The sequence below is a fragment of the Streptomyces gilvus genome (genome assembly GCF_022513565.1).
Lineage (GTDB): Bacteria > Actinomycetota > Actinomycetes > Streptomycetales > Streptomycetaceae > Streptomyces > Streptomyces gilvus.
The window spans coordinates 116,481-127,896 of sequence record NZ_JAKWBE010000006.1; the positions used below are offsets into that span (position 1 = coordinate 116,481).

General features: G+C 72.4%; 10 protein-coding genes. 2 read left to right on the forward strand and 8 right to left on the reverse strand.

Going from position 1 to position 11,416, the window contains the following annotated elements; all coding sequences use genetic code 11:
- Positions 1-25: 25 nt before the first annotated feature.
- Genes MKW14_RS11990 through pdhA form a run of 3 tightly spaced genes read right to left on the reverse strand, consistent with a single transcriptional unit; the run spans position 26 to position 3,668 of the window.
- Entirely contained in the window at positions 26-1,531 is a 1,506-nt protein-coding gene (locus MKW14_RS11990; RefSeq protein WP_240862015.1) for a dihydrolipoamide acetyltransferase family protein, read from the reverse strand.
- Complete coding sequence (locus tag MKW14_RS11995; protein WP_240862018.1) at positions 1,531-2,535, reverse strand: alpha-ketoacid dehydrogenase subunit beta; 1,005 nt, start codon at positions 2,533-2,535, stop codon at positions 1,531-1,533. The genes MKW14_RS11990 and MKW14_RS11995 overlap by 1 nt, the downstream gene beginning before the upstream one ends.
- Positions 2,532-3,668 carry a pyruvate dehydrogenase (acetyl-transferring) E1 component subunit alpha gene (gene pdhA / locus MKW14_RS12000; protein WP_240862020.1) on the reverse strand — a complete coding sequence of 379 codons (1,137 nt, stop codon included), beginning with the start codon at positions 3,666-3,668 and terminating at the stop codon, positions 2,532-2,534. The genes MKW14_RS11995 and pdhA overlap by 4 nt, the downstream gene beginning before the upstream one ends.
- Before the next feature lie 190 nt (positions 3,669-3,858).
- On the opposite strand from pdhA, the gene MKW14_RS12005 reads away from it, so the two are divergent.
- Positions 3,859-4,344, forward strand: coding sequence for an Lrp/AsnC family transcriptional regulator (locus MKW14_RS12005; RefSeq protein ID WP_240862324.1), 486 nt, complete (start codon positions 3,859-3,861; stop codon positions 4,342-4,344).
- Positions 4,345-4,356: 12 nt separating this feature from the next.
- Here MKW14_RS12005 and MKW14_RS12010 read toward each other — a convergent pair whose 3' ends face one another.
- Positions 4,357-4,947 carry a TetR/AcrR family transcriptional regulator gene (locus tag MKW14_RS12010; protein ID WP_240862024.1) on the reverse strand — a complete coding sequence of 197 codons (591 nt, stop codon included), beginning with the start codon at positions 4,945-4,947 and terminating at the stop codon, positions 4,357-4,359.
- Positions 4,944-6,461 carry a 3-hydroxyacyl-CoA dehydrogenase gene (locus MKW14_RS12015; RefSeq protein ID WP_240862026.1) on the reverse strand — a complete coding sequence of 506 codons (1,518 nt, stop codon included), beginning with the start codon at positions 6,459-6,461 and terminating at the stop codon, positions 4,944-4,946. The genes MKW14_RS12010 and MKW14_RS12015 overlap by 4 nt, the downstream gene beginning before the upstream one ends.
- 160 nt (positions 6,462-6,621) lie before the next feature.
- Here MKW14_RS12015 and paaN point away from each other — a divergent pair, with 160 nt between their 5' ends.
- Entirely contained in the window at positions 6,622-8,313 is a 1,692-nt protein-coding gene (gene paaN / locus MKW14_RS12020) for a phenylacetic acid degradation protein PaaN (RefSeq protein ID WP_240862028.1), read from the forward strand.
- On the opposite strand, the gene MKW14_RS12025 is transcribed toward paaN, so the two are convergent.
- Genes MKW14_RS12025 through MKW14_RS12035 form a run of 3 tightly spaced genes read right to left on the reverse strand, consistent with a single transcriptional unit; the run spans position 8,310 to position 11,176 of the window.
- On the reverse strand, positions 8,310-9,050 hold the full coding sequence (locus MKW14_RS12025) for a TrmH family RNA methyltransferase (protein ID WP_240862030.1): 741 nt from the start codon (positions 9,048-9,050) through the stop codon (positions 8,310-8,312). The genes paaN and MKW14_RS12025 overlap by 4 nt on opposite strands.
- 33 nt (positions 9,051-9,083) lie before the next feature.
- Positions 9,084-10,292 carry an HTTM domain-containing protein gene (locus MKW14_RS12030; protein WP_240862032.1) on the reverse strand — a complete coding sequence of 403 codons (1,209 nt, stop codon included), beginning with the start codon at positions 10,290-10,292 and terminating at the stop codon, positions 9,084-9,086.
- Complete coding sequence (locus MKW14_RS12035; protein WP_240862034.1) at positions 10,289-11,176, reverse strand: DUF5819 family protein; 888 nt, start codon at positions 11,174-11,176, stop codon at positions 10,289-10,291. Before MKW14_RS12035 ends, MKW14_RS12030 begins: the two co-directional genes overlap by 4 nt.
- Positions 11,177-11,416: the final 240 nt, after the last annotated feature.

Here is an 11,416-nt window from a genome sequence, read left to right on the forward strand (position 1 = left end):
GCCGCGATCACAGGGAACGTCCGGGTCAGAGCGTGCGCAGCAGGACCACCGGCTGTTCCACGCAGTCCGCGACGTAGCGCAGGAAGCCGCCCGCTGTGCCGCCGTCGCACACCCGGTGGTCGAAGGTGAGGGAGAGCTGGACGACCTGGCGCACCGCCAGCTCGCCCTCGTGCACCCACGGCTTGGGGACGATGCGGCCGACGCCGAGCATGGCCGCCTCGGGGTGGTTGATGATCGGCGTGGAGCCGTCGACGCCGAACACTCCGTAGTTGTTCAACGTGAAGGTCCCGCCGGTGAGTTCCCCGGGCGTGAGGCTTCCCGCGCGGGCCGCCTCGGTCAGCCGGGCGAACTCGGCGGTCAGTGCCTCGGCGTCGCGCGCGTGGGCGTCCCGTACGACCGGTACGACCAGGCCCCGCTCGGTCTGCGCGGCGAAGCCCAGGTGCACGTGGTCGAGCTGGACGACCTCCCTGGCCGCCGGGTCCACCGTGGAGTTGAGCTCGGGGAAGCGGGCGAGGGCGGCGGTGCAGATCCTGGCCAGGAGGGCGAGGAGGGAGATCTTGGGGCCGTCCGCCGCGTTCATCGCGGTACGCGCGCGCATCAGCTCGGTGGCGTCGGCGTCCACCCAGCAGGTGGCGTCCGGTATCTCGTGCCGGCTGCGGGAGAGCTTGTCGGCGACGGCTCCGCGGATGCCCTTGAGTGGGATGCGGGTGCCTGCGGGGGCGGCGTGCGACGGCTCGGCGGCCGGGGCCACGGGGGCGGGCGTCGCGGTCACGCGTGCGTGCGGCTCGGCCGCGGGTGCGGCCTGCGCGGGTGCGGTGCCCGCGGCCCGCAGCGCGTACTCGACGTCGGCCCGCAGGATCAGCCCGTCGGGTCCTGAGCCGGCCAACTCCCGCAGGTCCAGGCCGTGCTCGCGGGCGAGACGGCGGACGAGCGGGGAGATCACGGGGACAGGCCCCCCGCCCCGGGGGCTTCCGGGTGCTTCGGCCGCGCGAGTGGTGCCCCCGGCGGCCGTGCCGTTCTGCCGCAGGGGTCCCCGGCCCGCCGCCGGCGCGATCCTGCCGTCGGAGCCGTCGTCGGCCGGGGCGGCATGTCCGCGCCCCGGTGCCGCCGGGGGCACGCGTCCGGGTGCCGCAGGCCCGCCCGTCGCCGCCGGGCCGCCCCTCGACGCCTTCGGGCCGCCCGTCGGTGTCATCGGGCGCACCCTGCGCCTGCGTGCCGGGGGTGCTCCGGTGCCGTAGCCCACCAGGACGTTCCCTGAGCCCTCGGACGCGGTGTCCGAGGCCTGTGGGCCCACCGCGACCGTCAGAAGCGGGGCGCCGACGGGAAGCTCCGTGCCCTCCTCGCCGAAGCGGGCGGTGACCACGCCGCCGTAGGGGCAGGGCACCTCGACCATCGCCTTGGCCGTCTCGACCTCGACGACCGGCTGGTCCACGGCGACGACGTCACCGACCTGCACCAGCCAGCGCACGATCTCCGCCTCGGTGAGCCCCTCCCCGAGGTCGGGGAGCTTGAACTCCAGCACCTGTGCCATCAGTTCTCGGCCTCCCACTGCAGACGCGCCACGGCGTCCAGGATCCGGTCCACGCCGGGCAGGTGGTGCCGCTCCAGCATCGGCGGCGGGTAGGGGATGTCGAACCCGGCCACGCGCAGCACGGGTGCCTCCAGGTGGTGGAAGCAGCGTTCGGTGACGCGGGCCGCGATCTCTCCGCCCGGTCCGCCGAAGGAGCCCGACTCGTGCACGACGACCGCGCGTCCGGTCCGCCGTACCGAGGCCGCGACCGTCTCGTCGTCGAACGGCACCAGGGAGCGCAGGTCGACGACTTCGAGGTCCCAGCCCTCGGCCCGCGCGGCCTCTGCTGCTTCGAGGCAGACGGGGACCGAGGGTCCGTAGGTGATGAGCGTGGCGCTCCGGCCCGGGCGTCGCACCACCGCGCGGCCTATCGGTTCCACGTCGGTCGGGTGCTCGGGGTTCCAGGAGTCCTTCGACCAGTACAGGCGCTTGGGTTCCAGGAAGACGACCGGGTCGTCGGAGGCGATGGCGGCGCGCAGCAGTCCGTAGGCGTCGGCGACGGTGGCCGGCGTGACGACGTGGAGCCCCGGAGTCGCCATGTAGTACGCCTCGGAGGAGTCGCTGTGGTGCTCGACGCCGCCGATGCCGCCGCCGTAGGGGACACGGATGGTGATCGGGAGCGGCATGGCGCCGTGGGTGCGGTTGCGCATGCGGGAGACATGGCTGATCAGCTGCTCGAAGGCGGGGTAGGCGAACGCGTCGAACTGCATCTCCACCACCGGGCGCAGTCCGTACATCGCCATGCCGACGGCGGTGCCGAGGATGCCGGCCTCGGCGAGCGGGGTGTCGGTGCAGCGGTCCTCGCCGAACTCCTTGGCGAGGCCGTCGGTGACGCGGAAGACGCCGCCGAGGGTGCCGACGTCCTCGCCCATGACGTGCACCGAGGGGTCGGCAGCCATGGCGTCGTGAAGCGCTCGGGTGAGGGCCTGCGCCATGGTGGCCGGCTTGACGGCGACGGTGGTCATCGGTGCTCCCCTCCCTGTTCCGCCGCCAGCTCGGCCTCCAGCAGGGCCTGCTGTTCGCGCAGTTGCGGGGTCGGTTCGGCGTAGACGTGGGCGAACAGGTCCGCCGGGTCGAGCACCGGGTCCTGGTTCATGCGCTCACGCAGGTCGGCGGCCATGGTCTCGGCGGCATCGCGCGCGTGCCGCATCCCGTCCTCGTCGAGGAGACCGCGTTCGGTCAGTTCGTGTTCCAGGAGCGCGATCGGGTCGTGCGCGCGCCAGGCGTCGACCTCGGCGTCGCCGCGGTAGCGGGTGGCGTCGTCGGCGTTGGTGTGGGCGTCGACGCGGTACGTGATCGCCTCGACCAGCGTGGGTCCGCCGCCCTCACGCGCGTGCCGTACGGCGTCGGTGAGGACCTCGTGGACGGCGGCCGCGTCGTTGCCGTCGACCAGCCGGCCGGGCATTCCGTAGCCGACGGCCTTGTGGGCCAGGGAGGGGGCCGCGGTCTGCTTGGCGAGCGGGACGGAGATGGCGAAGCCGTTGTTCTGGACCAGGAAGACGACCGGTGCCTGCCACACGGCGGCGAAGTTCAGCGCCTCGTGGAAGTCGCCCTCGCTGGTGCCGCCGTCGCCGACCATGGCGAGCGCGACCACGTCGTCGCCCTTGAGGCGGGCGGCGTGCGCGAGACCGACGGCGTGCGGGAGCTGGGTGGCCAGCGGGGTGCACAGCGGGGCCACCCGGTGCGCGTAGGGGTCGTAGCCGGTGTGCCAGTCACCGCGCAGCAGGGTCAGCGCCTGGACGGGGTCGACGCCGCGGGCGACGGCGGCGAGGGTGTCGCGGTAGCTGGGGAACAGCCAGTCCTGCTCCTGTAGGGCGAGCGCGGCGGCGACCTCGCAGGCCTCCTGGCCGGTGCTGGAGGGGTAGACGGCGAGACGGCCCTGCTTGGTGAGGGCGGTGGCCTGCGCGTTGTAGCGGCGGCCGCGCACCAGCTCGGCGTACAGGCGGCGCAGCAGGGCGGGGTCGCACTTCGCCGCCCCCTCGGTGCCCAGCACCCGGTAGGGCTCCGCGTCGGGCAGCAGCGGCGCGGGATCGGTGCGGGGCTGCCAGGCGGGCGGCGGCGATGGCCGATACGCGCCACGCTGCTCCATGACCGTCATGACGGCACCTCCTCGTGGGAGCGGCTACGGGAGACGCGTCGGCTGTGACCCGCCTCACCTACCGATTGTTCGGTCGTCGGCACATTTTGGCTACAGGCCCCTTCAGGCTGTGGACAAACGGTTCTCCACAGCCTGGAATGAACGCAGTACGTCCATGGTAGGGAGGCGGGGGGACATGGCACCTGAACAAATGGCCGAGGAGCCCGAGGGCACCGTCCCCCTGCCGCCGCCGCGGCCCCTCGACGCGATCGATCTGGACATCCTGCAGATGCTCCAGGCCGACGGCCGGGCGTCCATAAGATCGGTCGCTGAACGGGTCCACGTCTCCCGCGCCAACGCCTACGCCCGCATCAACCGGCTCATCGAGGACGGCGTCATCCGCGGCTTCGGCGCCCGCGTCGACCATGAACGCGCCGGTCAGGGCACATCGGCGTACATCACCCTGAAGATCGTGCAGAACTCCTGGCGCACGGTCCGCGAGCAGCTCAGACAGCTGCCCGGCGCCTCCCACATCGCCCTGGTGGGCGGCGACTTCGACGTGCTGCTGCTGGTCCACACGCCCGACAACCGGGCGCTGCGCGAACTGGTGCTCACCCGGCTGCAGGCCATGCCGGAGGTGCTGAGCACCCGCACGCTGCTGGTGTTCGAGGAGGAGGACCTGGAGCCGCAGGGTTAGGGCCCTTCTGGGTCAGCCCTCCTCGCGCAGGCCTCCGAAGACCAGGTGCACCACCGCGTCGGCGACCTCGCGCTCGTTCATCCCGCGTCCGTCCGGCCGGTACCACTCGACGATCGAGTTGATCATCCCGAAGACCAGCCGGGTCGCGAGCCGCACCTCCACGTCGCCGCGCACGTCCCCGTCCGCGGCCGCCGCCTTCAGCAGCTCGGCGACCCGGTGGTCGAAGTCGCGGCGGCGCTCCAGGGCCCACCGCTCGGTGCCGGTGTTGCCGCGCACCCGCAGCAGCAGGGTGACGTAGGGGAGTTCGCCGATCAGCACCTCGACCATGCGCCGTACGACGTACTGAAGGCGGTCGGCGGCACGCCCCACGCACGCGTGCTCCTCGTCGAGGATCCCGAAGAGGCCGTCCAGGGCCCGGCTGACGGCCCGGCGCAGCAGCTCCTCCTTGCCCGCCACATGGTGGTAGATCGACGACTTGGAGATGCCGGCCGCCTTGGACAGGTGCTCCATGGAGGTGCCGTCGTAGCCGCGCTCGTTGAAGACCTGGACGGCGACGGACAGCAGCGTCTCCGGGGTGTACGTGTCGCGCTTGGCGGTCGTCATGAGGTGCTGCCCTCCCGCTTGTCGGAGGCGTACGCGTGCCGGTACAGCGCCAGGGAGGGCGCGTAGCGGCCGGAGGGGTCGCGCAGGTGCAGGTCGTCGAGGAGGGCGTAGGCCCAGTTCCGGCCGAGCCTGCGGCTCCACTCGAAGGGGCCCAGCGGGTAGTTGACGCCCAGGCGCATCGCGGTGTCGATGTCCCCTTCGGTGGCCACGCCCTTGGCGACGGCGTCGTGCGCGAGGTCGACGATCCGGGCGACCGTGCGGGCGACGATCATGCCGGGGACGTCGCCGATGACGCTGACGTCCTTGCCGAGCGCCTGGAAGAGGCCGGTGGCCTCGGCGAGGGTCTGTGGGGAGGTGTCCTGGGAGGCGGACAGGGCGATACGGCTCGCGCGGCGGTAGTCCAGGGCGAGGTCGAAGTAGACGACGTCCCGGAACTCCACCGAGGTCTGCCCGTCGGCGAGGGCGAGCTGGCCGCCGCCCGGCAGCACCAGGCGGCTGCCGTGGTCCTCGTCCTCTTCGCGGACCTGGATGCCCGCCTCGCGGATCAGGGCGAGCAGTTCCGACGCGGGGCCCAGGTCGCCCTCGGCGACGACGTACGCGGGCGGCTGCGCCTGCTCCGCGGTGTGCGGCTCGGCCCGCTCGGCGTCGTCCCCGTAGTCGTACCAGCCCTGCCCGCTCTTGCGGCCGAGCCGGCCCGACTCGACCAGGCGGCGCTGGGCGAGCGAGGGGGTGAAGCGCACGTCCTGGAAGAAGCTCTGCCACACCGAGTGCGTGACCGACTCGTTGACGTCCTGGCCGATCAGGTCGGTCAGTTCGAAGGCGCCCATCCGGAAGCCACCGGACTCGCGCAGGACCGCGTCGATGGTGGCGGGGTCGGCGCCCTGGGCCTCGTAGACCGCGAACGCCTCGGCGTAGAAGGGCCGGGCGATGCGGTTGACGATGAAGCCGGGGGTGTCGGCGCAGGCGACCGGCGTCTTGCCCCAGGCGCGTGCCATCTCGTACGCGCGCGTGGCCGACGAGACGTCGGTGGCGAACCCGGAGACCACCTCCACCAGCGGCAGCAGCGGGGCGGGGTTGAAGAAGTGCAGGCCGACCAAGCGGCCCGGGCTGCGCAGGGCGCCGCCGATCGCGGTGACCGACAGGGAGGAGGTGTTGGTGGCGAGCAGACAGTCCTCGTCGACGAGGTCCTCGAGCGCCCGGAACAGGTCCTGCTTGACGTCCAGCCGCTCCAGGACGGCCTCGACGACCAGGGAGCAGTCGGCGAGCTCAGCGAGGTCCGCGGCGGGCAGCAGACGCGCGCGTGCCGCGTCCCGTCCGGCGCCGGTGAGCCGGTCCTTCTCGACCAGCCGGTCGAGCCGGGCGCCGATGGCCGCGGCCGCGTCCTGGGCCCGGCCGGGAACGGCGTCGAACAGCCGTACGCGATGGCCGGCGACCAGCGCGACCTGGGCGATGCCCTGGCCCATGGTGCCGGTGCCGACGACGGCCACGGGGCTGCTGAGGTCCAGTGCTGTCATGTGCGCGATCCTCCCGCACGGGGTTTTCCACAGATGCGGCGGACCCCCTTGTCCCGACCGATCGTTCGGTTACTCTAACTCTGACCGCCTGTTCCTGCCCATGTTTCTGCCCAGGTCATGAGCTCGACGAAGAGCTCTTGAGACGAGGAGTTGGTCCCGCATGGCCGCCGAACTGACCACGCACGAGCTCATCGCCAAGCACCGGCCCACCCTCGACCAGGCGCTGGAAGCGATCCGCACGCGTGCGTACTGGTCCCCGCACCCCGAACACCCCAAGGCCTACGGCGAGAACGGCAGCCTGGACATGGCCGCGGGCAAGGCCGCCTTCGAGGCCGTCCTGGGCACCCGCCTCGACCTCGGCCAGCCCGGCACGGACGACTGGGTGGGCGGCGAGGTCTCGCCGTACGGCATCGAACTGGGCGTGGAGTACCCGCACGCGGACGTCGACGTGCTGCTGCCCGCCATGCGGGCGGGACAGAAGACCTGGCGGGACGCGGGCGCGGAGGCGCGCGCGGTGGTCTGCCTGGAGATCCTCAAGCGGATCAGCGACCGCACGCACGAGTTCGCGCACGCCGTCATGCACACCAGCGGCCAGGCGTTCATGATGGCCTTCCAGGCGGGCGGCCCGCACGCACAGGACCGCGGCCTGGAGGCAGTGGCGTACGCGTACGTGGAGCAGGTGCGCACGCCCGACACGGCGGAGTGGGCCAAGCCGCAGGGCAAGCGCGACCCGCTCGCGCTCACCAAGCAGTTCACGCCGGTCCCGCGCGGGATCGCGCTGTTGATCGGCTGCAACACCTTCCCGACGTGGAACGGCTATCCGGGCCTGTTCGCCTCCCTGGCGACCGGCAACGCGGTCCTGGTCAAGCCCCACCCGCGCGCGGTGCTGCCGCTCGCGCTCACCGTGCGGGTCGCGCGCGAGGTCCTGAGCCAGGCCGGCTTCGACCCGAACCTGGTGGCCCTGGCCGCCGAGCGCCCCGGCGAGGGCATCGCCAAGACGCTGGCGACCCGGCCGGAGATCCGGATCATCGACTACACGGGCTCGACCTCCTTCGGCGACTGGCTGGAGGCCAACGCCCGGCAGGCGCAGGTCTACACGGAGAAGGCCGGCGTCAACACGGTGCTCGTGGACTCGACGGCGAACTACAAGGGGATGCTGTCCAACCTGGCCTTCTCGCTGTCCCTGTACAGCGGCCAGATGTGCACCACCCCGCAGAACCTGCTGATCCCCCGCGACGGCATCCGTACCGAGGAGGGGCCGAAGACCTTCGACGAGGTCGTCGCCGATCTCGCCCGCTCCGTCGACGGACTGCTCGGTGACGACGCCCGCGCGAACGCGCTCCTCGGCGCCATCGTCAACCCGGACGTGAAGGCCCGGCTGGAAGCGGCCGCGGGTCTCGGCGAAGTCGCCCTGGCGTCCAGGGAGATCAGCAACCCGGAGTTCCCGAAGGCCGTGGTCCGCACGCCGGTCATCGTCAAGCTCGACGGCGCCAAGCCGGACGACGAGGCCGCCTACATGAGCGAGTGCTTCGGCCCGGTCTCCTTCGCCGTGGCGGTCGACTCGACGACCGACGCGCTGGAGCTGCTGCGGCGCACGGTCCGCGAGAAGGGCGCGATGACCGTCGGGGCGTACACCAGCGACGACGAGGTCGAGCAGGCGGTCCAGGAGGTCTGCCTGGAGGAGGCGGCCCAGCTGTCGCTGAACCTGACCGGCGGGGTGTACGTCAACCAGACGGCCGCCTTCTCCGACTTCCACGGCTCGGGCGGCAACCCGGCGGCCAACGCGGCGCTGTGCGACGGGGCCTTCGTCGCCAACCGCTTCCGGGTCGTCGAGGTGCGGCGGGAGGCCTAGAAACCGCCGGCGCTCCAGTGGTAGAGCGTCATCGCCACGCTGGTCGCCAGGTTGTAGCTGGAGACCTGGGGGCGCATCGGCAGGGACAGCAGATGGTCGGCACGCGCGCGTAGGGCGGCCGACAGGCCGCTGCGCTCCGATCCGAACGCGAGGACGGCGTCGTCCGGGAGCTTCGTCCCCCGGATGTCGTCGCCCTCCGGGTCCAGGGCGAACAGCGGCCCCTCGGGCAGTTCCTCGACGGTCAGCCGTTCCACCGCCGTCGCGAAGTGCAGCCCGGCCCCGCCGCGGACGACCGTCGGGTGCCAGGGGTCCAGCGTGCCGGTGGTGACCACGCCGGTCGCTCCGAAACCGGCGGCCAGACGGATCACCGCACCCGCGTTGCCCAGGTTGCGCGGGTTGTCGAGGACCACGACCGGGGCGGTGCGCGGGCGACGCGCCAGCCTCTCGAGATGCGCCGCGCGGGACGGCCGTACGGCCAGGGCGGCTACCGCGGTGGGGTGCGGGCGCTCGACGAGGCCGCGGTACGTCGGCTCCGGAACCTCGGTCAGGAGTGCGGCCAGCGTGTCCGTGACGTCGGGAGCCAGCTCGTCGGCGAGGGCGAGCACCGCCGCCCGGTCCGCCGCGACCGCCACCGGGATCTCCGCTCCGAAGCGCACAGCGTGCTTGAGGGCGTGGAAGCCGTCGAGCAGGACGCAGGAGCCGGCGAGCCGGCGCCACAGGGTCACGGGGTCGGTCATGGCGTGCAGCCTACGTGCGCGTGCCCCAGGGATTCATGCCGAGGAGCCAGCGTGCGTGGGCTCGGGGTTCTCCGGGGTCCTGGGCTCGGGCACCGCCGCACGTCCCCGCAGGGCACGGGTACGCGCGCGTGCGACCCAGCCGCCCAGGCGGCGCAGGAACGACGTCGGCAGGAAGACCGCGTCCGTCGCGATCATGGCCAGCGAGAAGAACGGCAGCCCGAGGACCACGGCGATCACGGCGTGCTCGGTCATCATCGCGGCCAGCAGGACGTTCTTGACCCGCCGGTTGAACAGCGTGAACGGGAAGGCGACCTGCACGATCACGGTCCCGTACGTCACCAGCATCACCATCGTGCCGCTGGAGGACAGCAGGTCGGCGAGGGCTGGCCAGGGCGAGAAGTAGTCGAGGTGGAGCGGGTAGTAGACGGCCGTACCGTCCTGCCAGCGCGAACCCTGGATCTTGTACCAGCCGGCCGTCGCGTAGATCAGACAGGCCTCGGCCATGATCACCAGCAGCGCGCCGTTGTGCACGACGTTGGCCACGACGTCCGCCAGGATCCGCGGCTCCCGCCCCCTGGCCCAGCGGGCGACGGCCCACCGCACGGCCTGCGCCACCCACACCAGCCACAGGATGACCGGCACGGTCGGGTCGGTGCCGTCGAAGCGGCCCCCGGCCGTCACCGCGACCAGGACGAACCCGAGCACGCCCCACAGGGCGAGGCCGATCCGGTCCGCCACGCCCTCTCCACGCGCGCGTGCCTCACGCGTGAGTCGTTCCCGCCGCGCGTCCAGCGACCAGACCTGACCGCAGCGGGTGAAGACGAGGTAGACGGACATCAGGTGCAGGACGTTGTCACCGCCGTCGCCGATGAAGACGCTGCGGTTCTGCAGGGAGAGCACACCGACCATGAACAGCACCGACATGGTGCGGGTGCGCCAGCCGAGCAGCAGCAGGACGCTCGCCAGCAGGGCGAACGCGTAGACCAGCTCGAACCAGAACCGGCCACTGGACCACATCAGGGCCGTGAAGGCGTGGTTGTCGGCGATCAGCCGCTGGGCCAGGTCCCAGCTCCACGGGGCGTCGGGGCCGTACATCTCCAGGCGGTGCGGGAACTCGCGCAGCAGGAACAGCAGCCAGGTCGCGCTGACGCCGATACGGACCACGGCGGTCTGGTACGGGCCGAGGGCCGCGTCGGTGACGCGGGCGATGCCGGCCGAGACGGCCAGAGCGAAACGGTTCACTCCGCGCCCCCCTCGGTGTCGGCGGCCGAGACCGGCCACCAGGGCAGCACGCGGTACATCGGCTGCTCGGAGAGCTTCTCGCCGCTCCACTTCGGCGGCAGGACGTTGGTGGTGCGCGAGCGGACCTGCACCTGGATCACCGAGCCGCTCTTCCCGGCCACGTCGTCCCGGTCGAGGCGCAGCGCCACGATGCGCCGCACGTAGGACTCGGACAGGGAGCCGCGCAGGCCCGAGGGGCGGTTGTCGGCGTCGTGCGTGGCGAGGAAGAAGTCCCAGGCCCGGCGCAGTTCGTTCTGCTGGGTGTGGCTGGGCAGCAGATTGCCGTCGATGGCCCGGCCGTCCTCGGCCGACAGGTCGTACCAGCCGGTGGTGCTCACCCCACCGTCCGTCGCGCGCACCTCGGCGCGGGCCTGGACCGCGATGTTCTGCTGCAGCGGGTTGGGCGCGAACAGCTTCCAGTTCTGTTCGAACTCCGGGTAGATCCACTCGTCGATCGCCTTGCCGTGCCGCTGGGTGAGCGTGTTCGAGGGCGCGACGTGCAGGAACACCATGCCGATGTGCACACAGACAACGGCGGCGACGACGGCGAGAGTGAGGGCGGCGCCTATCTGGTAGCGCGGGGAGAGGGCGGCGACACCGGTCCGGGGCTCGGCGTAGGGGCCGGTGCGGGGAGCGGGGTCCGGTTCGGCGTAGGGGTCGGCGAGGGGAGCCGGATCCTGCTCGGCGTAAGGGCTGGCGAGGGGAGCCGGATCCTGCTCGGGTGCGGTGGCCTCGGGCGGCGCGGGCCGCGGCTCGGCCGTCCCGTCCGGTTCACCCGGCTCGGGCACGCCGTCGGGCCCGTCCGGCACACGCCGGGCGCCCGACCCTGTGTCGTACGCGTCCATTCCGCCCCGATCCCCGATCCCGGTCCGTCTTCGGCTGCCCGGCCGCGGGCAGGGCACCACACGGGCCCACCGCACCACCGCACTCGCAGGCGAACGGTACTCAGACCCGCCCGCGAGGCACAGTCCCGCCAGGCGCAGTCCCTGCCCGCGGAGCCCGGCCCGTCCTACCGGACCGGCCCGGCGGCGCGGGCGGGATCCGCGTTTTCCACAGGGCACACCCGCAGGTTGTCCACAGCGGTT

Excerpts from the sequence above, each read along its gene's own strand:
- MKW14_RS11990 (WP_240862015.1), bottom strand. The coding sequence starts at position 1,531 with ATGGCACAGGTGCTGGAGTTCAAGCTCCCCGACCTCGGGGAGGGGCTC.
- MKW14_RS11995 (WP_240862018.1), bottom strand. The coding sequence starts at position 2,535 with ATGACCACCGTCGCCGTCAAGCCGGCCACCATGGCGCAGGCCCTCACC.
- pdhA (WP_240862020.1), bottom strand. The coding sequence starts at position 3,668 with ATGACGGTCATGGAGCAGCGTGGCGCGTATCGGCCATCGCCGCCGCCC.
- MKW14_RS12005 (WP_240862324.1), top strand. The coding sequence starts at position 3,859 with ATGGCCGAGGAGCCCGAGGGCACCGTCCCCCTGCCGCCGCCGCGGCCC.
- MKW14_RS12010 (WP_240862024.1), bottom strand. The coding sequence starts at position 4,947 with ATGACGACCGCCAAGCGCGACACGTACACCCCGGAGACGCTGCTGTCC.
- MKW14_RS12015 (WP_240862026.1), bottom strand. The coding sequence starts at position 6,461 with ATGACAGCACTGGACCTCAGCAGCCCCGTGGCCGTCGTCGGCACCGGC.
- paaN (WP_240862028.1), top strand. The coding sequence starts at position 6,622 with ATGGCCGCCGAACTGACCACGCACGAGCTCATCGCCAAGCACCGGCCC.
- MKW14_RS12025 (WP_240862030.1), bottom strand. The coding sequence starts at position 9,050 with ATGACCGACCCCGTGACCCTGTGGCGCCGGCTCGCCGGCTCCTGCGTC.
- MKW14_RS12035 (WP_240862034.1), bottom strand. The coding sequence starts at position 11,176 with ATGGACGCGTACGACACAGGGTCGGGCGCCCGGCGTGTGCCGGACGGG.